At 69.4% G+C, this 21,151-nt stretch carries 18 protein-coding genes; 12 read left to right on the top strand and 6 right to left on the bottom strand.

Going from position 1 to position 21,151, the window contains the following annotated elements; translation table 11 throughout:
* Positions 1-416: 416 nt before the first annotated feature.
* Positions 417-1,907: an Ig-like domain-containing protein gene (locus tag E7742_RS07105; RefSeq protein ID WP_137798313.1), complete on the bottom strand. Its 1,491-nt coding sequence runs from the start codon at positions 1,905-1,907 to the stop codon at positions 417-419.
* 210 nt (positions 1,908-2,117) lie between these two features.
* On the opposite strand from E7742_RS07105, the gene E7742_RS07100 reads away from it, so the two are divergent.
* The 3 genes from E7742_RS07100 (at position 2,118) to E7742_RS07090 (ending at position 4,509) form a co-directional block, all read left to right on the top strand.
* Positions 2,118-2,834, top strand: coding sequence for a hypothetical protein (locus E7742_RS07100; RefSeq protein ID WP_137798312.1), 717 nt, complete (start codon positions 2,118-2,120; stop codon positions 2,832-2,834).
* Positions 2,835-2,929: 95 nt separating this feature from the next.
* A complete protein-coding gene (locus E7742_RS07095) occupies positions 2,930-3,634 on the top strand; it encodes a hypothetical protein (RefSeq protein WP_137798311.1) in 705 nt (234 codons plus the stop codon).
* A gap of 71 nt (positions 3,635-3,705) precedes the next feature.
* Positions 3,706-4,509 carry a hypothetical protein gene (locus E7742_RS07090; protein WP_137798310.1) on the top strand — a complete coding sequence of 268 codons (804 nt, stop codon included), beginning with the start codon at positions 3,706-3,708 and terminating at the stop codon, positions 4,507-4,509.
* Between the two features lie 78 nt (positions 4,510-4,587).
* Here E7742_RS07090 and E7742_RS07085 read toward each other — a convergent pair whose 3' ends face one another.
* Both E7742_RS07085 and ftsW read right to left on the bottom strand, forming a co-directional pair.
* Entirely contained in the window at positions 4,588-6,663 is a 2,076-nt protein-coding gene (locus tag E7742_RS07085; protein WP_175420428.1) for a M13 family metallopeptidase, read from the bottom strand.
* Positions 6,664-6,785: 122 nt separating this feature from the next.
* Positions 6,786-8,363 carry a putative lipid II flippase FtsW gene (ftsW, locus tag E7742_RS07080; protein ID WP_254699185.1) on the bottom strand — a complete coding sequence of 526 codons (1,578 nt, stop codon included), beginning with the start codon at positions 8,361-8,363 and terminating at the stop codon, positions 6,786-6,788.
* A 105-nt stretch (positions 8,364-8,468) separates the two neighbouring features.
* Here ftsW and E7742_RS07075 point away from each other — a divergent pair, with 105 nt between their 5' ends.
* Together E7742_RS07075 and E7742_RS07070 are read left to right on the top strand one after the other, a co-directional pair.
* Positions 8,469-9,524: a nucleoside hydrolase gene (locus E7742_RS07075; protein WP_441346914.1), complete on the top strand. Its 1,056-nt coding sequence runs from the start codon at positions 8,469-8,471 to the stop codon at positions 9,522-9,524.
* A gap of 98 nt (positions 9,525-9,622) precedes the next feature.
* Positions 9,623-10,291, top strand: a complete 669-nt coding sequence (locus E7742_RS07070) for a ScbR family autoregulator-binding transcription factor (RefSeq protein ID WP_175420427.1) — start codon at positions 9,623-9,625, stop codon at positions 10,289-10,291.
* A gap of 51 nt (positions 10,292-10,342) precedes the next feature.
* Here the strand turns inward: E7742_RS07070 and meaB are convergent, their stop codons facing one another.
* The 3 genes from meaB to mutA are packed head-to-tail and all read right to left on the bottom strand — an operon-like array spanning position 10,343 to position 15,502.
* Positions 10,343-11,320: a methylmalonyl Co-A mutase-associated GTPase MeaB gene (gene meaB / locus E7742_RS07065; protein WP_137801075.1), complete on the bottom strand. Its 978-nt coding sequence runs from the start codon at positions 11,318-11,320 to the stop codon at positions 10,343-10,345.
* A gap of 10 nt (positions 11,321-11,330) precedes the next feature.
* The gene (scpA, locus tag E7742_RS07060; protein WP_137798307.1) at positions 11,331-13,592 is read right to left on the bottom strand and encodes a methylmalonyl-CoA mutase; all 2,262 of its coding nucleotides are present in this window, start codon (positions 13,590-13,592) and stop codon (positions 11,331-11,333) included.
* A 14-nt stretch (positions 13,593-13,606) separates the two neighbouring features.
* On the bottom strand, positions 13,607-15,502 hold the full coding sequence (gene mutA, locus E7742_RS07055; protein ID WP_137798306.1) for a methylmalonyl-CoA mutase small subunit: 1,896 nt from the start codon (positions 15,500-15,502) through the stop codon (positions 13,607-13,609).
* Between the two features lie 161 nt (positions 15,503-15,663).
* Here mutA and E7742_RS07050 point away from each other — a divergent pair, with 161 nt between their 5' ends.
* The 7 genes from E7742_RS07050 (at position 15,664) to E7742_RS07020 (ending at position 20,917) form a co-directional block, all read left to right on the top strand.
* Positions 15,664-16,506, top strand: a complete 843-nt coding sequence (locus tag E7742_RS07050) for a PaaI family thioesterase (RefSeq protein WP_137798305.1) — start codon at positions 15,664-15,666, stop codon at positions 16,504-16,506.
* A gap of 32 nt (positions 16,507-16,538) precedes the next feature.
* Positions 16,539-17,225, top strand: coding sequence for a TVP38/TMEM64 family protein (locus E7742_RS07045; protein ID WP_254699183.1), 687 nt, complete (start codon positions 16,539-16,541; stop codon positions 17,223-17,225).
* 46 nt (positions 17,226-17,271) lie between these two features.
* Positions 17,272-17,853: a hypothetical protein gene (locus tag E7742_RS07040; protein WP_137798303.1), complete on the top strand. Its 582-nt coding sequence runs from the start codon at positions 17,272-17,274 to the stop codon at positions 17,851-17,853.
* Positions 17,854-17,900: 47 nt separating this feature from the next.
* Entirely contained in the window at positions 17,901-18,371 is a 471-nt protein-coding gene (locus E7742_RS07035) for a hypothetical protein (protein ID WP_254699280.1), read from the top strand.
* A gap of 16 nt (positions 18,372-18,387) precedes the next feature.
* Positions 18,388-18,981, top strand: coding sequence for a hypothetical protein (locus E7742_RS07030; protein WP_137798301.1), 594 nt, complete (start codon positions 18,388-18,390; stop codon positions 18,979-18,981).
* 73 nt (positions 18,982-19,054) lie between these two features.
* Positions 19,055-19,507, top strand: a complete 453-nt coding sequence (locus tag E7742_RS07025) for a VOC family protein (RefSeq protein WP_137798300.1) — start codon at positions 19,055-19,057, stop codon at positions 19,505-19,507.
* A 57-nt stretch (positions 19,508-19,564) separates the two neighbouring features.
* Positions 19,565-20,917, top strand: coding sequence for an HNH endonuclease signature motif containing protein (locus tag E7742_RS07020; RefSeq protein WP_137798299.1), 1,353 nt, complete (start codon positions 19,565-19,567; stop codon positions 20,915-20,917).
* The last annotated feature ends 234 nt before the right edge of the window (positions 20,918-21,151 follow it).

The raw sequence follows: 21,151 nt of genomic DNA, 5'->3' as shown, positions 1-21,151 counted from the left end.
CAAACTTTCCCATGGACCATCAGTAGCACCCCACCGGGGAACGCCACGGCCCACCGTCCGAAAACCACCGTCACGGCGGGGCGGGTGCGATTCGATTTCGCCGGATACCGTCGCCCGCCGCGGCAGATTCGCGGAAAAACGAACGCCCGGGTATGTGGAACCGGCCGCCCGGTCGTTTTTCTTTTTCTCTGCGACGACAAATGCGCCGGAAAACACCCCAGCAATCCTCGAGAGATTGCTTTCATCGAAAAAACAGGCGTTGCCGAATTCGGATTTCCGACCATCAACCGAAACAAGAAAGGGCGCCACCCGCGGGTGCGCGGGGCGGTTGCCATCTCGTCTCGCCGGCGTCGGCCGCGCCCGCCGCACCTGTGGGGTGCGTCGGGCGAGCCTCGGGCGGAGGAGGGTCGCCGCGATCAGCTGCCGAAGCCGGGGCTCGGTTCGCCTCGCGAGGCGAGGGAGCCGGTCGCTGCACCGCCGGTGATCGGCGGGTCGAGGGACGGGTCGCTACCGGTGACGGTCACCACCACGTCGGGAGACGAGGCCGCGGCCCAGCGCTGGTAACCGTCGGTGAAGGCGGCGAACTCGGCGTGGTACCGGTGCGTCGTGGTCCGCGGCGCCCGTGCGACGACGTCGTTCCACACGAGCTCGTTGCCCACCGGCAGGGACACGGGCTCGCCCAGAGGCACGCCGTCCCGGTAGAGTTGCACCTTCGCGCGATCGGAGACGGGGCCGGCAGGCTTGTTGATCGTGGCGACGACGGAGACCGGAACTTCGTCGGACGTTTCCACACCGAGGTTCGCGCGGAACGCGTCGAACTTGATCTCGTTGAAGACGGTCGCCTCGGCGGTGTTGGTCACGGTAACCGTCGACGAGGCGCTGGTGGCGACGTCGCCGGCAACGCCCGCATACTCGGCGACCACGTGCCGATCCTGGTCCGGTTGCCCCGGGGCGATCGGATCGAAGGTGTGGTTCAAGGTGGCCACTCCGGCAGCGTTCGGCGTCACCGTGCCGAGGACCTCGTCGGTGTCCGCGTCACGGAACGTCACCTGGCCCTGCGGCAGCTGCGGTAGGGCACCGTACTGGGTGGTGACCTGCGCGGTGAAGGTGGTCGGCTGACCCGGGCCCAGCTTGGTGAGGCTACTGGCCAGCGTGGTGGTGGACGGCAGCAGCACCGGAGCGAGGTCCCCGACGACGGTCGTGGTCAGCGCGGCCGCCAGGGCATCCGAGCTGCACTGCGCCGGTCCCCACGGGCTGCTGCTGCGGACCCACTGGAGATCCGTCGAAGCGGCGGTGCCGTCTCCGGTGTGCGTCTCGTCGGCGCCGGGAAGCCCGATGCTCACGGTCGCACCCGGCTGGGCCGGGGCGCGGAGAGTGACGTTGAGCTTGGGGAGCCGGAAATTGGTGTTCGCGGCGACGGTCGTGCCGCCCGTGGAGTTGATGGAGGAGCTGGTCCCGAATCGTCCCGAGGCGCCACCCCAGATCCGGGCCACCGTTCCGGCGGGATCGGTCAGCTTGGTCTGCGAGTTGACCCGCACCACAGAGCGTGCGGCGCCGCCCAGACCAGACTCCCCGCCCGCGAGGCCGAGGTTCAGGACCGTGGCATTCGTCGGCAGCGCGTAGTCGAGCGTCAGTCGGTTGATCACACGCGTGTTGTTGCGCATCTGGCCCGGTTGCAGGGAGACCGTGAAGATCTCGCCGGGGGCGACTTCCTCGGGATAGGTCACGGTGAAGGTGTTCGGCGAGACTGCCGAGTTTCCGGCGTCCACGCCCGTGCAGGTGAAGGTGACCTCCTTCCCGGCGGTGATCGGAGTGGTTTCCGCACCCGCGGACGGCGCCGCGGCCGCGGCCGCTGCAATGGCCAGTGCGGCTCCGGCTATCACCGGTACAGCCTTCTTCATCAACATGAGGACTCGCCTTCGCCTACGGGACAGATCGGTTTCGATCTCTGGTCATGGATGTATTTCAGCACAATAACGAGAACGCGTGATGAAAAACACACAAACTGGTTGAATGTTGGTTAAGGTGCAGCAAGCTCGGGTGCCGCGGCCTATACCCGATTACGGCTTTTACGCGGACCCGGGAATGCTCACCCCGAATGCGAGGAGCAAGAACTCATGACAGCAAATCCGAAACCGGCCTGCCGGATCGCCGTCACAGCCCTGGCCGCCGCTGCGGCCGTCGCCGCCGGCGCGGGAGTGGCTTCCGCGCAGATCCCCGGCGAGACTCGGGTCACCACGGTGTTCCCTGTCGACGACCACCGGATTCAGCTGGCCGTCGACGGACCGAATCTCAGCACCGGCACGGTCAGCGGTTCCATTCAGAACAACACCGACAGCAACCTGACCTGCACCGGGCTGGACGGCGGGCCGGCAGGCACGGTCACGCGCGACACCATCGTCGCCAGGTCGGTGGACTTCCACGCCCGATTCCCCTACTCGCCCCTGGCACCCTTGCGCATCGGCGCCCAGGGCCCGGGTGTGTCCGACTCGGAATTCGGCTTGGGCAGCCTGGCCGGCGCCGCGGGAAGCCTGGCGGGCATGCTGTGGCCCGATCTCGCTGCGCTGGAACCGATTACAGCCGAGTACGACCAGGCGCGGCTCGCCGGCCAGGTCGGCAAGATGGCCACCTCCGTGACCGTCCCGGCCCGGACCAGTCAGCCGTTCACCGTGAACCTCGATCGTCCCAGCGCCGGCACCCGGACGGACTTCGGCACCGGCGTGTTTCTGACGTGCGTCCTGGATGGGCAGCGCTACGTCTTCCACGGCTACGAGAACGGCCGGCCCGCCGACCTCCCGGAGGCCGACGGCAACACCCGCTTCCTCGGCAGCTGACTTCGCCGCATCCCCCCTCGGCGGCCCCGGGGCGCCGAGCACCCGCCCCATCCGGCTGTGAGCAACTCGGATCACTAGGAGAGAAATTCATGAGAGTGTCCACCAGAACCGCGGCGCTGGCCGGTGCCGCAGTCACCTTCGCCGCCACCACCGTCCTGACCGGCGGCGTGGCCTCCGCCTACATTCCCGGTGCCGACAACGACGGCGTCGTCGTCATCACCGACAGCGACCTCGTTCAGGTCGCCGTGAATCCCAAGGCACCGAACGCTGTTCAGGTCACCGGGTCGATCACGAACACCGGTGACCGCCCGCTGCGATGCGGTGTCCCCAGCGCGGATTCGGCAGCCGCGGACGGCCCGGGTCAGGTCACCGAAGCCGAAGTCGTCACCCGCTCGATGGACTTCTATCGCACCCACGTCTTCGAGCCCGGCGGCTTCGTGGTTCCCATGGGCGGCGGCGTGGTGATGGCCGGAAGTCTGTACAACGTGCTGCCGACCACCGGCAGCCTGACCGGCTCGCTGCTCGGCGACTCCGGTGCCGAGATGGTGCAGATTCGCGACATGCAGAAGAACGCGCGGGTCGCGGGCCACACCGGCGACCCGGTCGTCGGCACTGCCGCCGCGTTCACTCTCAATGCCGGCCAGACCTCGAACTGGACCGCGAACCTGGCCGCGCCCGCGACCGGTGACCGCGGTGACTGGCGGGCGGCCGCCATGTTCTTCTGCCGCCACACCACGGCCCCGGTCGAGAACTTCGTCTTCGCCGGTTACGAGCCGACCACCCCGCCTGAGGAGCCGTAATGCGCCACCCGCTTTCCGGAACGCCCTGCACCGTCCGTCGTCCACGATCCCCCGAATCCGCTAGGAGTCCCATGGCCACCACCTTCCGTCGGGCCGCAGCCGCGACCACCGCGGTCGCCGGACTCGCGCTCGCCGGCGCCGGTGTCGCCGGGGCCGCGAACGTCATCCCCGGCGACACCGATCCCGGCCGCACCATCATCACCAGCCAGCCCGGCGTCACCGTGACCATCGACACGGTCGACCGTGCCACCGGTGCGGTCACCGGCACCCTCGTCAACCAGTCCGGGATGAACCTCAACTGCACCTCACCGAACCCGAACCCCGGTCTGCAGCGCGGCGGCACCGTCAGCGCCGCGACCGTGATTCGGGACTCGCTGGACCACTACACCCGGTTCCAGAGCGACCAGGCCGGAGCCATCAATGCCGGCAGCAACATCTTCCTCGTCGGACGGGCCGGCGTGGACATCCCCTTCTGGCCGCTGCTGCAACTCCTCCCCTCCGGCAGCCTTGCCGGCTCGCTCAGCGACGGCACCGCCGAATCGGCCGAGATCGCCAACGCTCACCAAGACGCCAAGATGCGAGGGCTGGTGGGTGAGCTCGCCACCTTCACGGTCAACAACGGTGTCACCCGCCCGTGGAGCACGACGCTGAGTCCGGCGGCCATCGGTGAGCGTGGGAAGGATCAACTCGGCGCGATCTTCGTCTGCCGCGTCGGCGCCGACACCGGTCAGCACTACGCATGGGTGGGATACGAGGGCGGTGCGGCCCCCGCCCCCGTCGACGACACGGGCAGCCTGGCCTCGAGCTCGGCGGGTACGCCGGAGGCTCTCACCGGGTCGGCGGCGCCGGGCAGCACGGGCTCCGCCGGCGAGTAGTTGCGCCCCACCCTGTGCTTCCCGGTTACCGCAATGCCGCCGAGGCCGACCGTTCGTCGGCCTCGGCGAAGGGCCTGCTCACCACACGACGACGAGATCGTCGCCGCTGTGCACCATGGGGTCTCCGGGACCACAGCCGAAGGACTGCGCGAAGCCCGGTGTGTTCGGCACGGTGCCGTTGGTGCGCTCCCGGGCCGGGGAATGCGGATCGGTCTCGAGCTGTGTCACCAACGCCTCCTCGCGTACGGCCGTCCGCCAGATCCGTGCGAAGTTGAGGAAGAACCGCTGACTCGGGGTGTAACCCTCGAGGACGACCTCGCCGGATCCGGGCTCGGTGGCGAGCACCGTCTGGAGGGCGTCGTAGGCGGCGTTGACTCCACCGAGGTCGGCGATGTTCTCGCCGAGTGTCAGCCGCCCGTTGACGTGCAGGTCGGGCCGGGTGGCGATCGGGGTGTAGGCGTCGAACTGGTCCACCAGCCTGGCGGTCCGGGAGTCGAACTCGGCCCGATCGGTCGGGGTCCACCAATCCACCTGATTCCCCGCGCCGTCGAAGCGGCTCCCCTCGTCGTCGAATCCGTGGGTCACCTCGTGCCCGATGACGACGCCGATCCCGCCGTAGTTCAAGGCGTCGTCCACCGTGGCGTCGAAGAACGGCGCCTGCAGGATCGCGGCCGGGAAGTTGACGGAGTTGTCGAGCGGGTTGTAGAAGGCGTTAACGGTCTGCGGACTCGTGATCCACTCGGAGCGGTCCGCCTGCGTTCCCACGCGGGACATGTCGAACTCGTGGTTGAAGGTGTCGGCGGCCAGGAGGCTGCCGAAGTAGTCCCCTGCCGTCACGTCGAGACCCGACAGGTCACGCCACCGATCCGGGTAGCCGATCCGTGGCAGGATCGACGACCACTTGTGGAGGGCCTTCTGCTTCGTCTCGTCGCTCATCCAGTCGACGTTCTCGATACGCGTCCGCACCGCGGCGAGCACGCTCTGCACCAGCTGCTCGGCCTGCGCCTTCGCCGATTCGTCGAACTCCTGCTCCACGTACAACCGGCCCATGGCGTCCTCCATCGCGGAGTTGACGTCCGCGACCGCGTCCTTCCACCGGGGCTGCTGTTCGGTCGCACCGGAGATGAGCTGGTCGTACCGGAAAGCATTGTCCCGGAAAGACTTCGACAGCCTGTTGTCGTACTGTCGGACGAGGCCGGCACGCAGGTACGCCCGCCACTGCTCGACCGGGGCCGACGCGAGCAGGCTCTCCACCTTCTCGAAATACGCCGGCTGCGGCAGCGAAAAGGTCTCGGCACGAACCGACTGCGCCTCGAAGTACGCGCGCCAGTCGAACGACGGCGTCGTGCGGTTCGCCTCCTCGACCGTCACCAGCCGGTAGTCCGCCGACTGATCACGTTGCTCCTCCGGCGACAGCGACACTTCCGCGAGCTCTTCCTCCAGCGCGAGAGCTCGGCGCGCCTGCTCGGCGGCCGCTCCGGGCTCCACCCCCACCAATTCCAGTGCGGTGGCGGTGTACTCACGGTAGGCGTCGACGATCGGGGCGTACGACGGATCCGTGTAGTAGTTCTCGGCCGGCAGGCCCAGTCCGGTGGGCGACACATAGGCGATCAGCCGGGAGGCGTCGGCGTGATCACGCTCGCTGAAGGACCGGAACAGCACGCCGCCACCGCGGACCGCGTCGTCGATCAGGAACCGGACGACGTCGTCCCGGGAGGTGACGGCGTCGACACTCGCCAGCAGGCGTTCCAGCGGCCGCGCACCGGCGGCGTCGATCGCGTTCTCGTCCAGCGCATCCCGGTACAGGACGCCGAGCTTGTACCGGTCCGACGACGGGTCCTCGCCCGGGACGTCACCGGCGGCGCGTTCAGCGATGTCGCGCTGTGCTTCAAGACTGCGGTCCCGCAGGACGTCGAACATCCCGAAGCTCGATTCGTCCGGCGGGATCTGCGCCTGGGCGAGCCATTTGCCGTTGACGAAGCCGTACAGATCCGCGCACACGTCGGTCGCCGAGTCGAGTTCACTGGTGTCGAACGCGGCCGTGGTGGCCTGTGGGGCCTGGGGGGCGGCCTCGGTTGCACACCCGGCGAGCCCGGCCGCCGCCACGACACCGACTGCGATGCCCGACACCCACGTGCGCGCTGCAGACTTCACCGGTACCCCCGTTTTCGACCGACCCGACCGACCCCCGATCCCGCCGCCTGCGCAGGCAGCCGACGAGGGCTGGACCTGCCACGAGACGGTACGCGGGAATCCACGCGGGCGTGGACGATCGTCTACCGCGGAACGGTCGGCCCACCCCGAGTGCGGGATCTCCCGGGTTCGGCCGTGCGCCGACGATACGGTCGCGCCTCGGCGGTCCGCTGCCGGAAGTGGGAGTGATCGGTGGGGCGCTGACGGGTCTGCTGCTGTGTCGCCCGCTCGCGGGCACGCGGTTGCTGCGCTTGGGTGGGGAGCCGCGTGGGCCGTCCGGCGTCGGCGCGGGCCCGTTCGGCGCGGGGCCGTTCGGCGCGGGGCCGGCGTGCGGTCCTCGAAGTGACGGGGCGGGCCGGTCGCCCGAACACCGCTCGCATCCAGCGTCCGCCACCGTCGTGGAGCGAGACCAGCGCCTCCGGTTCCCGCAGCGCGGCGTGGGCGATGAAACCGAACATCATCATCGTGGTGATCATCGAGGTACCGCCGGCGGAGATCAGCGGCAGCTGGAGTCCGGTGACGGGGACGAGGCCGACCACGTAGGCGATGTTGATGAACGCCTGCAGCACGATCCACGTGGTCGCCGCGGCCGTGAGGATCCGCAGGAACGGGTCGGTGGACCGCTGGGCGATGCGCATGCCCGCCAGCAGCACGATCACGAAGAGCCCGATCAGCAGCGCCGCACCGACGAAGCCCAACTCCTCGCCGATGACCGCGAAGATGAAGTCGTTGTGCGACTGCGGCAAGTAGCTCCACTTCGCGTCCGACTGCCCGAGCCCCTTGCCGAACAGACCACCGTTCGCGAGGGCATACTTCGCCTGGATGGTCTGGTAGTTCAACCCCTGCGGGTCCAGCTCCGGGTTCATGAACGCCCGAATGCGGTCGGACCGGTACCCGGCCGTCATACCGAGGACGACCGATGCCACGACGCCGGTGACCGAGATCGCGGCGACGTAGCGGGCGCGGAACGCTCCGAACCACAACATCGACATCAGGATGATCCCGATCGTGATCATGGTGCCGAGGTCACGCTGGAGCACGACGAGAGCCATCACGATCACGCTCACCACGGCCAGGGGCCGAAGTGCCGCGTTCACGTCGGACCCGGACGCGAGGTAGGTCGCGAGAAGGTGGGCGCACCAGACCGCGAGGGCGACCTTAGCGAGCTCCGACGGCTGGAACGAGATCCCGCCCACGACGAACCAGCTCCGTGCGCCCATCTGCTCGACACCGATGCCGGGGACGAGCACGAGCACCAGGAGCACACCCGAGACACCGAGGAGCCACGGCGCGACGGCGCGCATCGTGCGAGTGCTGGTCCGCACGATCGCGACGAAGGCGACGGTTCCGATGACCGCGTACATCGCCTGCGGCAGGAACCGCGCGTACGGCGACCCGGAGGTCACGTACGACTCGACGCTCGACGACGACAACACCATCGTCAGTCCGACGGTCACCAGCAGCGCGGTCACACCGACGATCACGTGGAAATCGAACAGCGGCCGCGAAAGCCACACGCCCAGGCGCGTTCTCGCGGGTGTCCCCGCCGTGTCGGGGCCCGGGGTCCGCTCCTCGTGCTCACGGCGGGAAGACTCCGGGACGTCCTGCGGACGGGTTCGAGCCCGGTCCCCCGCCGGATTGGTGTCCGGCTGCGCTCTCACGTCTCGATGCTCCCATGTTCGGCGGCTCCGGCGGGGACGGCTGCACGTGCGGCGGGTCCGCGCCCCGCATCCGTCATCATGGAACCCGTGCCCGCGAACTCGCCCCTGGAAACCACCTCACTCATCGTCGACGTCGACACCGGCATCGACGACTCGGTCGCGCTGCTCTATCTGCTCGCCCGCGACGACGCCGACGTCGTGGCGATCCTCTCGACGGCCGGCAACGTCCCGACGGCTCAGGTGGCGGTCAACAACCTGGCCTGGCTCGAACTGTGCGGGCGCACCGACATCGAGGTCGCCGTCGGCGCCGACGGCCCGCTCAGCAGTCCGCTGCGTACCACCGAGGACACGCACGGCCCACAGGGCATCGGCTACGCCGTGCTCCCGCATCCGACCCACCGCGTGTCGGACCGATCGGCTGCGCAGGCCTGGATCGACCTCACCCGCGAGCGTCCCGGCGAGTTGGTCGGGCTGGTGACGGGCCCGCTCACCAACCTGGCACGCGCAGTGCGCGCCGACCCCGAGCTCCCGGGGCGGCTGCGCCGACTGGTGGTGATGGGCGGCGCCTTCGAGTACCCCGGCAACACCACCCCCGTCGCGGAATGGAACGTCTCCGTCGACCCCGAGGCCGCCGCCGAGGTGTTCGCGGCCTTCTCCTCGGTGCCGCAGGACCGCGCCCCGATCGTGTGCGGCCTGGACGTGACCGAGCGAATCATCCTGCGGCCCGAGCACCTGCACCGCCTGGGGGCGTTGACCGGCAGCACACCCGTCGAGACCGTCGGCCCCGACGACGACCCGTCGACCCGATCGACGACGTCGAATCCGGTGGTGCGTCACGTGTCCGACGCTCTGCGCTTCTACTTCGAGTTCCACCGCGACCACGGGCAGGGGTTCATCGCCCACCTGCACGACCCGTTCGCGGCGGCGGTCGCGCTCGATCCCGGCATCGCCCGCTACCGACGGGCCACGGTGGACGTCGAGACCGAGGGCAGGATCACCCGCGGGCAGACCGTCGCCGACTGGAACGGTCTGTGGGGCCGACCGCCGAACGCCTGGATCGCCACCGACACCGATCCGGACGAGTTCCTCGACGACCTGATCCGGCGTGTCGCCGGGTTGGCCCGGCTCGTCGGCGCGGATCGGGAGCGGACCGACCGGTAGCCCGGCACTGGTACCGTTTCGTCGCCCTGGAAGAGCGTCCGGTCGGTTCCGTTCGGCGCGCTCTCCCCAGGTCGTCAAGTCGGGAAAAGGCGGTACAAGTGGCAAAACAAGCGCGCGCCGTGGCCACACGGCAGCAGATCATCACCGGGGCGGCTCGTATGTTCGAGCAATCCGGATTCGAAGGAGCCAGTCTGGGCGACATCGTCGACGGCGCCGGCACCACGAAGGGTGCACTCTACTTTCACTTCCGGTCGAAGGACGAGCTGGCGAAGGTCGTCATCGACGAGCAGCACCAGACGTCCATCAGCACCGTGCACGAGATCGCGAAGACCGGGGCCGGCGCCCTGCGACAACTCGTGATGCTCTGTCACGAGATGGGACGGCAGATCGTCCACGATCCCGTCGTACGCGCGGGACTCCGGTTGACCCTCGAATTCAGTGGCACCGTCGGACCGGATCAGCCGTACCTGGACTGGATCGACAGCTGCCGCAAGCTGGTCGACACGGGCGTCGAACACGGGGAGATCTCCGCGTCGGTGGACTCCGACACGCTGGCCCGCTACATCGTCGGCGCGTTCACGGGCGTCCAGCTCGTCTCGCAGGTGCTGGCGCGCCGGGAGGACCTGGAGCAGCGCATCGACGAGATGTGGACGTACCTGCTGCCGAGCATCGCGACGACACGCGACGCGGCGGAGCTCGCGGACATCCGCGCGTCCCGTTGGACTCCCCCCGAGTCCTCCACGCCCACAGCCGAATCCGGCAGCTGAGATCCGACGTCCCGTACCCGAACTTCCCCGGGCACGGGACGTCGGCCGGCGCTAGTCCGCGTCGTCGAAGGCGTCGAGGATGCGGTTGGCCGCGAGCGCCGCGGTGAGTGTTCCGCTCCGCAGCTGGTCCTCGACCTCGCGGCGGATCTTCTTGACCCGCTCGTTCGACTCGAGCCGACGCAGCAGCTGGTCGTGCACCATCGACCAGGTCCAGTCCACCTGCTGCTGTTGGCGCTTCTGTTCGAGGGCACCGGCCTCGCCCAGAACCTTGCGGTGCCGGAGCACCTCGTCCCAGAACTTGTCGACGCCGATGTTCTCGAGCGCACTCATCGTGAGTACCGGCGGCTTCCACAGCGCGTCGTGCGGGTAGATCAACCGCAACGCCCCGGCGAGTTCCCGGGCCGCGACCCGCGCCTCCGCCTCGTGCTTGCCGTCCGCCTTGTTGACGGTGACGATGTCGGCGAGTTCGAGCACACCCTTCTTGATGCCCTGCAGCTGGTCACCGGTGCGGGCGAGGGTGAGGAACGTGAAGGTGTCGACCATGTTCGCGACCGTCACCTCCGACTGCCCCACGCCGACGGTCTCGACGAGGATCACGTCGTAGCCGGCGGCCTCGAGCAGCACCATCGTCTCGCGCGTGGCCTTCGCGACACCGCCGAGGGTGCCGGACGTCGGCGACGGACGGATGAACGCGTCGGGCTCCACCGACAGGTTCTGCATCCGGGTCTTGTCACCGAGGATGGAACCACCGGTACGGGTCGAGGACGGGTCGACCGCCAGCACGGCAACCTTGTGCCCCAACGAGATCAGGTGCATCCCCAGGGCTTCGATCGTCGTGGACTTGCCCACGCCGGGAACACCGGTGATCCCGACCCGAATCGCGTTGCCCGCGTGTGGGAGCAGGCGCAGCAGCAACTGCTGCGCCTGCTCCCGGTGATCGGTCCGGGTGGACTCGACGAGGGTGATCGCCTTGGAGATCTCCGCCCGCCGGCCCGCCAGGATCGCGTCACCGAGCGCGACCAGATCCAGACGAGGACGCTTAGTCGGCGGCAATCGGATCGTGTCCCAACTGTTCCGACAGCTTCTGCAGCAGCCCGATCGCCGCGTCGGCGAGCACCGTGCCGGGCGGGAAGATCGCGGCCGCACCGGCCCGGTACAGCTCGTCGAAGTCGCCCGGCGGGATGACGCCGCCGACCACGACCATGATGTCGGGGCGACCGACCGCCGCGAGGGCCTCCCGCAAGGCCGGCACCAGCGTGAGGTGACCGGCGGCGAGGGAGGACACACCGACGATGTGGACGTCGGCGTCGGCCGCCTGCTGGGCGACCTCCTCGGGGGTCTGGAACAGCGGTCCCACGTCGACGTCGAAGCCGAGATCCGCGAAGCCGGTGGAGATCACCTTCTGTCCGCGGTCGTGCCCGTCCTGGCCCATCTTGGCGACGAGGATGCGGGGACGACGGCCCTCCTCCTCGGCGAACTTCTCGACGAGTGCGGTTGCGTTGGAGATGTTGCTCACCTTTCCGGCCTCGTCCCGGTACACACCGCTGATGGTCCGGATCTCGGCCTGGTGGCGCCCGTACACCTTCTCGAGCGCGTCGGAGATCTCGCCGACGGTCGCCTTGGCGCGGGCGGCGTCGATGGCGAGAGCCAGCAGGTTGTTCTCCATGCCGCCTTCGGTCGACGCGGCGGCGCGGGTGAGCTCGGCGAGTGCAGCCTGCGTGGCCGCCTCGTCGCGCTCGGCGCGGAGCTGCTCGAGCTTGGCGATCTGCTCGGCCCGCACCTTGGAGTTCTCGACCTTGAGAACCTCGATCTCGTGGTCCTCTTCGACCTGGTACTTGTTGACGCCGATCACCGGCTGACGGCCGGAGTCGATGCGCGCCTGCGTACGGGCCGCGGCTTCCTCGATGCGCAGCTTGGGGATGCCCTCGCCGATGGCCTGCGCCATGCCGCCGGCCTCCTCGACCTCCGCGATGTGCGCGCGGGCACGGTTCGCGAGTTCGTGGGTGAGCCACTCGACGTAGTACGAGCCGCCCCACGGGTCGATCGGGCGGACCGTGTTGGACTCCTGCTGGATCAGCAGCTGCGTGTTGCGGGCGATGCGCGCCGAGAAGTCGGTGGGCAGCGCGAGCGCCTCGTCGAGCGCGTTGGTGTGCAGCGACTGGGTGTGGCCCTGCGTCGCGGCCATCGCCTCGATGCAGGTGCGCGCGACGTTGTTGAACACGTCCTGCGCGGTGAGCGACCAGCCCGACGTCTGCGAGTGGGTGCGCAGCGACTTGGACTTGGCCGACTTCGGGGAGAACTTCTCGACGAGCTCGGCCCACAGCAGGCGGCCGGCGCGCATCTTGGCGATCTCCATGTAGAAGTTCATGCCGATGGCCCAGAAGAACGACAGGCGCGGCGCGAACTTGTCGATGTCCATGCCGGCGTCGAGGCCCGCGCGGATGTACTCGATGCCGTCGGCCAGCGTGTAGGCCAGCTCGAGGTCGGCCGTCGCACCGGCTTCCTGAATGTGGTAGCCGGAGATGGAGATCGAGTTGAACCGCGGCATCTTCGCGCTGGTGTACCCGAAGATGTCGGAGATGATCCGCATCGACGGCTTGGGCGGGTAGATGTAGGTGTTGCGGACCATGAACTCCTTCAGAATGTCGTTCTGAATGGTTCCGGCCAGCTGCTCGGGGGTGACCCCCTGCTCCTCGGCGGCCACGACGTACAGCGCGAGGATCGGCAGCACCGCGCCGTTCATCGTCATCGACACCGACACCTGCGACAGATCGATGCCGTCGAACAGCTGCCGCATGTCGAGAATCGAGTCGATCGCGACACCGGCCATGCCGACGTCACCCTGGACGCGCGGATGGTCGGAGTCGTAGCCGCGGTGCGTCGCCAGGTCGAACGCGACCGACAGGCCCTTCTGCCCCGCCGCGAGGTTGCGACGGTAGAAAGCGTTGGACTCGGCCGCGGTGGAGAAGCCCGCGTACTGGCGGATGGTCCACGGCTGATTGACGTACATCGTCGGGTACGGGCCGCGCACGAACGGCTCGATGCCCGGGAAGCTGCCCAGCGGGTACCCGTCGGCTTCGGCCGCGTCGCGGTCGGCCTTGGTGTACACCGGGCGCACGTCGATGCCCTCGGGCGTCGACCACACCACCTGGTCGGTGCTGTAGTTGTTCGCGGTCGCGAGGTTCTCGACCAGCGCGTCGGTCTGCTGGCCCGTGGGCGCAGCCGGCTGCGGGAACTCCGGGTCCGTCAATGCGACGTCGGCAAAGCTGCCGATGAGGTGCTCGACCTCGTTCGTTGTCACTTCGATGCTCCCAGTCACTTGTTGTCGCCGTCGATGGCACCGAGCAGTTCGGTCAGGGCCGCGACTGCGTCGATGCGGGCGGTGAGGAATCCGTCGGGGCGTCCGGCGCCGTCGACCTCTGCGAAGACCTTCTCCGGCCCGGCCAGCAGCACCTGCTCGATGCCGGCGTCGCGCAGGGCCGTGACGGCCGCCGCGCCCTGCTCGCCGTAACGCTTGTCGGTGCCGCACAGCACCGCGATCTTCGCACCCGCTTCCGCGACGGCCGCGGCGATGCTGTCGCCGCCGGGATCCAGCGGGCCGGGGTTGACGGCCTCGATGCCGCCGGAGGCGAGGAGGTTGGCCGCGAAGGTGGACCGGACGTTGTGCTCGGCGACGGGGCCGAGCGGGGCCAGCAGCACCCGGGGGCGGGCGCCGTTCGCGGCGAGGTAGGCGTCCGACCGATCACGCAGAGCCTCGAACGGGGCGGCGTAGCGGGCGACCGTGGCACCGGCTTCTGCGGCGCCGGCGGGCAGCGGGGCCTCCGCGAGATTGGGGAACTCGTTGACGCCGGTGACCGCGGTCCGGCGGTGGGCGATGTCGGCCTCGCGGGCAGCCTTGGTGGCCGCGATCCGGTCGGCGACGACACCGGCGGCGAGCGCGGCGCGGTAGCCACCGGCCGCCTCGATCTGCTGGAAGAACTCCCACGCCTTCTCGGCGACCTGCTGCGTCAACTGCTCGACGTACCAGGAGCCGGCACCCGGGTCGAGGACGCGGCCGAGGTGCGATTCCTCGAGCAGCAGCAGCTGGGTATTGCGGGCGATGCGCTCGGAGAACGTCTTCGACACACCGGCGGCGCCCGCGGGCAGCGCGGCGTCGAACGGCAGGACCCGCACGGAGTCGGCGCCGCCGACACCCGCACCGAAGGCGGCCAGGGTCGTGCGGAGCATGTTCACCCACGGATCACGCTGCGACATCATCGCGGCCGACGTCACCGCGTGCTGGACCGCGCCGCCGAACTCGGGGGCACCGCACACCTGCGCCACACGCGCCCACACCTGGCGTCCCGCACGGAACTTCGCGATGGTCTGGAACTGGTCGTCGGTCGCGGCGAAGCGGAACTCGAGCTGCCCCAGCGCTGCCGCGATCGGCAGGCCCCGGTCGGCGAGCGCCCGCAGGTACTCCACGCCGGCCGCGACGGCCGCGCCGAGTTCCTCGGCGTCCGAGGCTCCGGCGTCGTGGAAGGCGGTGCCGTCCACGGTGATCGCGCGGACCGATTCGGCGCGCGCGGCGGCGGCCTCGGCGAGCGTGACCGCCTCGTCCAGCTCCACACCGGCGGCACCGGAGAACGCATCGGTCAGCGGCGAGGCGCCCAGGCCCACGCGCACCTGAGCACGGTCGGCGACGCCGTCACCGGCGGCGACGCGCGCATCCAGGACCTGGAAGAGCTGCTGCGCGGCCGCGGCGACGTCCGCGCCGGCATCCAGCGTCAGCGGTGCGAGATCGAGCAGCACGCCCTCGAGGGCGGCATCGATCCCGGCGACCGGAAGATTCGCGCCGCCGACCGACAGCGACACCGCGCTGACGCCGTTCTCGAGCCCGTCGAGGACGGTCCGGTTGACCGCGGCGGCGTCCTGCGCGTCCTGGCCGAAGCGCGCGTTGACCAGCCAACCGGAGTTGACGTCACGGTTGGCGTCGGCGCCACGGACGAACGGGAACTCGCCCGGCAACGGCGCCTCGGGAAGCTCGTCGCGCCCGGTGTACAGCGGCGAGACGGTCACACCGTCGTACGTCGTGGTGTCGAGTAGCGTCTGCGGCTCCGGGCCCAGCTCGGCGGCGTCGACTCGACGCGACTTGGCGAGCACGCCGGCGACGGCCTGCTGCCATTCCGAGTAGGCGCGCGCGGCGTCCTCGGCTTGTGAAGCTGGTGACACGGGGCGGCTCCCTCTCACTCTCGTGCGCGATCGCTCGTGACGAGCGGTCTCCTCAATCGGGCAAACAAATGGGACGATTCCCGTCCCTCTGATCTGTGATGCTAACCGCATCCCCCGGATCGGCGACGCCAGCCCACCCGCCGTTCGCTAGCCTCGATTTCATGAGCGTTGCGAACATGCTGGAAGAGGGTGTGGCGATCACGCCGCAACGACTGTTCCGGATGGGTCCGCCGCAGCGCGTCGACTCGGTCAACCGGCTCACCATGGACATCGACGGAACGGACCCGCAGGGCGGCTCCACGACCGCTGTACTGGGAATGCTCGTCGACGACGTCCTCGGGTTCACGCTGTGGGACCGGCGCGCCGCGCGCGCCGGGGTCGTCACGGCCGAGTTGTCCGTGGACTTCGTCACACCGACCGGATGGACGGGTCCCGAGGTGCAGGCGGACGGGCGGATCCTGAGCCTCACCGAGGACGGCGGACTCGCGGCCACCGAGATCCGTGACAGTGCCGGCACGCTGATCGCGGCCGCCACGGCGTGGGGCAACTTCGTCGACGGCGGCGCCGACCGCAGCACCTCCGTCGTGCGGCCGCTGGCCGCGCCGGGAACGATCCCCGCCGCCGCGGTGGCACCGCTCACCCGGCTCGGCGGGCGACTGGAGCACAGTGCGGACGGAACCCGTTTGATCGTGCCCCCGAACCCGGCGCTCGCGAACAAGCTCGGGGTGATGCACGGCGGGATCCAGGCCTGCGCGATCGATCTGGTCGGCCACGCGGCGCTGAGCTCCGCGGAGGCACCCATGCACACGGCGTCGCTGCGCATCAACTACTTCCGGACCGCCCCGATCGACACCGAGGTCGTGTTCACCGCCGAGGTCGTGCGCGCCGGGCGGTCGGTGGCGGTGGCGCGGGTGACCAGCACCGGTGTCGACGGTCGCGCATGCGCGGTGGCGACGGTGACGTGCCGACGCCCCAGCGCCGCCCGTGCCGACTCGGTCCGCTAGGCCCCGCGCGACCCGGCGTATCCTGGTCGATTGTGATTGCGCGACTGAGGGATCCCCGACTTCTCGGCGCCCTCGCCGGACTGCTCGTCCTGTTCGTCGCGGCGGCGCTGGTGCCGCACCCGTCGATCGAACAGATCCGCGGGTGGTCCGAGTCGACCGGCCCGGTCTTCCCGCTCGTGTTCCTCCTCGTCCACATCGTGGTGACGATCGCGCCGGTCCCCCGCACGCTCTTCACCATCAGCGCCGGAGTGCTGTTCGGCGCGGCCACCGGGATCGCGATCGCGGTGGTGGCGACGACCGTCAGTGCCGTGCTCGCACTGCTGCTCGTCCGGGCGATCGGCCGCGACGCCGTCGCGGCGCACCTGACCCATCCGGCCGTCCAGGCGGTGGACACCCGGCTGGCGCGCCGCGGATGGCTGGCCGTGGGATCGCTGCGACTGATCGCGGCCGTGCCGTTCTCCGTCGTCAACTACTGCTGCGGCGTCTCCTCGGTCCGCACACTGCCGTACACCGCCGCGACGGTCGTCGGGATCCTGCCCGGCACCGTGGGTGTCGTACTCCTCGGCGACGCGCTCACGGGACGGACCGATCCCGCACTGTTGGCGGTGTCGGGGGCCTGCATCGCCCTCGGCGTGCTGGGGCTCGTCCTCGACGCGCGCACCCCGGTGTCCGCGTCCTCCACCGTCCGTCAAGGGCAGGGGACTGATTCGCGACAGTAAAGCCTGGATGCTTGATTTTGCTGAATCAAGCCAATAGCCTTTCCTCATGTACGTCCTGACCGTGGACCAACGCGGCAGCCGGCGCGACATCGACCGCGTCGCGCCGCTGCTGAAGGATCTTGCATCCGCGCCGCTGCTGCGTCCGTTCGAGCGCACCGCCGGAGACGAGGTCCAAGCCGTCACCGCCGACCCCGACACCGTCGTGGATCTGGCACTCGACCTCGTGCGACGGGCCCACTGGAGCATCGGCGTGGGGATCGGCACGGTCGAAGAACCCCTCCCGGCCCAGACCCGCGCCGGCCGCGGCCCCGCATTCGAAGCCGCCCGCGACGCCGTCGAGCGCGCCAAGAAGGCACCCGCCGCGATCGCCGTCGAGGCCGCGGACCCACTGGCAGCGGCCGATGCCGACGCCGCACTGACTCTCCTCGCGCTGCTGGTCTCCCGGCGTTCGACCCAGGGCCATGCCGCGGTCGCCCTGGCCCAGCGCGGACTCACGCAGGCCGAATCCGCCGCCGAGCTCGGCATCAGCAAGCAGGCCGTGTCGCAGCGCCTGATCGCGGCCGGCTGGCATGCCGAACTCGCGGGCAGACAACTGGCAGCCCGCCTACTGGAAAGGGCGGATCGGTGACCGTACTGAGCCTGACACTGCTCGCCGTCGCGACGGTCGTGGGCACGATCGCGGGCCGGTTGAGCGACCGGACGACCCTCGCCGCCACCCTCGCACCGGTGCTGGCCGCCGCCGCGCTGGCCGGATCGGCACTGGCCGCCACCGCGGCCTCCCCCGTGCGGGGCTTCGCACTGGCCGCGACCTACGTGCTGGTGGTTGCCGCCGCGGCGACCGGCGGGGCACCGATGGTGCTCGCGGCCTTCCGCTTCGCGCGTCGGCAACCCGACGCCGGGCCGGACCCGGACGACGGCCCGCTCCGCGGCGGGCGGGTGATCGGACTCCTGGAACGGACCGCTGTCGCGGTGTCGATCCTCGCCGGCTGGCCCGAGGGCATCGCGATCGTCCTCGCCGTCAAAGGCCTCGCCCGCTACCCCGAGCTGCGCGAGCCGCACGCGTCGGAACAGTTCATCATCGGCACCTTCACCAGTGTCCTGTGGGCGATCGCCGCGGCGGGGGTCGGACGGGCACTGGTGACGTAGGAAGCGAACGGCCACAATGGCCACCGTGAGTTTCGGACTGTGCCGAGATGCGTCGGCCGCCACATGGCTCGTCGAGCAGCGACTTCCCTGGTACCGCCTGGCGGCGCGTGGCCCGGCGGGCTATCCGAGCTATGCGCGCTTGCGGTTCATCCCCGACCCGAGCTTTCCCGGACAGAAGGCGAAGGACGTCGATTTCGGACCGCCGGGGCTGTCGGAGAAGGAGCAGGTCGGCGTCGCACTGGACATCCTGTCGCAGTACACGACCACGCCGGACGAGTGCTACTTCTGCATCTGGAACGGGTGGAGCTCCATCGCGATACCCTCCCCACCCAACGTCGTGATTCCCGCACGCGACTACTGGCTGCTGCGCGGCACACTGGCCGACTACGCAGACTGGAACAGCGACGACCCGGCGCTGTGGCCGTTCGGTGACTGCCCCGATCCCGCGTTCATCTGGCCCGCAGACCGCGCATGGTGCATCACCAACGACGTCGACCCGCCCTTCGCGTCCATCGGCGCCGATGAAGCCGCGACGGCTCTCCTCGTCGGCGACCACCACATCGATGCCGTGCTCGACGACCCGACACGCGAGCCGCCGCACTGGAGCTAGCCGATCCGGGAGCCCCAGCGTGTAGTGCTCCCTCCGTAGCCTGCGGCTCACCTACGACCCCGAGGAGGGCACCATGCCGGTACGGCGGATGGATCATGTCGGCGTTGTGGTCGAGGACCTCGCGGCTGCTGTCGCGTTCTTCGTCGAACTGGGCTTGGAACTCGAGGGCGAGGCGACAGTCGGGGGCCGATGGGCCGACGACCTCCTCGGACTGGACGGTGTTCGAGCGGACATCGCCGTCGTCCGAACCCCGGACGGCCACAGCCGGATCGAGCTCTCGACGTTCCACTCGCCGGCGACCACCAACGCCGCGCCGCACGCAGCTGTGAACACCCCGGGCATCCCCCGCCTCACGTTCGTGGTCGACCGAGTCGACGACGTCTTCGACCGCCTGCGCACGCACGGTGCCGAACTGGTGGGCACCGTTGCCCAGTACGAAGACATTTATCGATACTGCTACGTCCGCGGCCCCGCGGGAATCATCGTCGGTCTGGTGGAGGAGCTCCGACCCGACCCGAACCCTTGACTCGAAACACTGACTCGAACCATTGACTCGAACACCAGTTCGAACTAGGCTCGTGTCATGAATCCGGGGGGACTCGACACCACACCTGCTGCACTCGTGGCGCTCGGCCACGATGACGTGCGTGGGCTGGCCGAGTTGGACCTGGTGCGTACGACGGTGGATCTCTCGCGTCTGATCGAGCAACTCGAAGCCCTGCGCGTGACCGCGGTGGCCGAAATCGACGAGCGCGCAGTCTCGTTCGACACGCTGGGGTTTCGCAGTGTCAAGCAGTGGCTCGCGGCCAACACGCTGTTGGAAGTTCCGGCGGCGGCGCGCATCCTCGCTTTAGGGAAGGCGTTGCGGCGTGAACCCGATGTGGCTGACGCCTTCAACGCCGGGGCCATCTCCAGCGAGCATGCTGCCCTGATCACCAGGTTCTGCGAACAGCCGCCGCGCGGGATGCCCTTTGAGGCCCTTCCGTCGTGCCGGCAGGTGCTCCTCGACTGCGCGACGAATCCAGCGGCCACCACGATGAGTGTGCGCACCTGCATCGCACGGCTCGAGCGGATCTTCGAATCCGACGAGTTGCCGCCCAGTGAGGACAGTGACCGCAACGAATTTCACGCCTCGAAGACGTTGAACGGACGGGTCGCGGTCAAGGGTGACTTGGATGCTGTCACCGGGGAGATGTTGCTGACGGCGTTGTCCGCGCTGACCAAGCCGCGGAACCAGAACGACGACCCGACTGCAACGCGGACCGCGGGACAGCGCCGCGCGGACGCGTTCGCCGAAATCCTGCGCCGCTACCTCGACTCCGGAGAGGCACCCATCGAGGGCGGGGAACGCCCCCACCTGTCGCTGCACGTGCACGCCCGCGACCTCGCCCGCGCCGACCACGACCACGACCACGACCACGACCACGACCACGAGCAGTGGGCGAGCCGAGACGCGGACGCCGACGCGCCGGACCTGTTCGGCGGCACACAATTTCAGGAAAGGGACGTGGCGCGCCTGCCGCACCTGGGACCGCTGACGATCGCCACCGCCCGCCGCCTCGCGTGCGACTGCCACCTCACCCCGGTGGTGATGGACGACGGTGTGCCGCTGAACCTGGGCCGCACCACCAGAACCGTGTCCAAGAAGCAACGCCGCGCGCTGATCGCCCGCGACCACGGCTGTGCCTTCCCCGGTTGCGGAGCCCCGCCCGCCCACTGCGAAGGACACCACGTCCATCACTGGGCCGACGGCGGACCCACCGACCTCGACAACCTCGTGTTGCTGTGCCGCTACCATCACCGGCTCCTGCACCACTCCCACTGGGAAGTGCAGATCGGCGCCGACCACCATCCCTGGTTCACCCCGCCGTCACTGGTGGACCCGTACAAGAAACCCATGCCCGCGAACAACCGCGCCGGACCACACGCAGCGTGAACTGTGCTGGAGCACACGGCGACTCGAATACCGTTGCAGCCGACACCGAAAGTGGTGCCGGCTACGACGGTTGCACTACGGACGGTTCGGACCGCCGCAGGCCAAGTCGGCGCCCGGCCGACACCCGGCCGGCGACCGGACGACGAGGAGACGCGAGAACCCCCGGTGGTACGTGGTCCTTCGACCACTGCCCCACCGGGGGTTCCTCACTTCGATACGACCTGCCTGGCGTCG

It is taken from the genome of Rhodococcus sp. SGAir0479, from assembly GCF_005484805.1.
Classification (GTDB): Bacteria; Actinomycetota; Actinomycetes; order Mycobacteriales; family Mycobacteriaceae; genus Prescottella.
Note: the sequence above shows the minus strand (reverse complement) of the source record. Positions and strands in the feature narration are given on the sequence as shown.

Excerpts from the sequence above, each read along its gene's own strand:
- E7742_RS07105 (WP_137798313.1), bottom strand. The coding sequence starts at position 1,907 with ATGTTGATGAAGAAGGCTGTACCGGTGATAGCCGGAGCCGCACTGGCC.
- E7742_RS07050 (WP_137798305.1), top strand. The coding sequence starts at position 15,664 with ATGAGCGTTGCGAACATGCTGGAAGAGGGTGTGGCGATCACGCCGCAA.
- E7742_RS07100 (WP_137798312.1), top strand. The coding sequence starts at position 2,118 with ATGACAGCAAATCCGAAACCGGCCTGCCGGATCGCCGTCACAGCCCTG.
- E7742_RS07030 (WP_137798301.1), top strand. The coding sequence starts at position 18,388 with ATGGCCACCGTGAGTTTCGGACTGTGCCGAGATGCGTCGGCCGCCACA.
- E7742_RS07040 (WP_137798303.1), top strand. The coding sequence starts at position 17,272 with ATGTACGTCCTGACCGTGGACCAACGCGGCAGCCGGCGCGACATCGAC.
- E7742_RS07090 (WP_137798310.1), top strand. The coding sequence starts at position 3,706 with ATGGCCACCACCTTCCGTCGGGCCGCAGCCGCGACCACCGCGGTCGCC.
- E7742_RS07020 (WP_137798299.1), top strand. The coding sequence starts at position 19,565 with ATGAATCCGGGGGGACTCGACACCACACCTGCTGCACTCGTGGCGCTC.
- E7742_RS07025 (WP_137798300.1), top strand. The coding sequence starts at position 19,055 with ATGCCGGTACGGCGGATGGATCATGTCGGCGTTGTGGTCGAGGACCTC.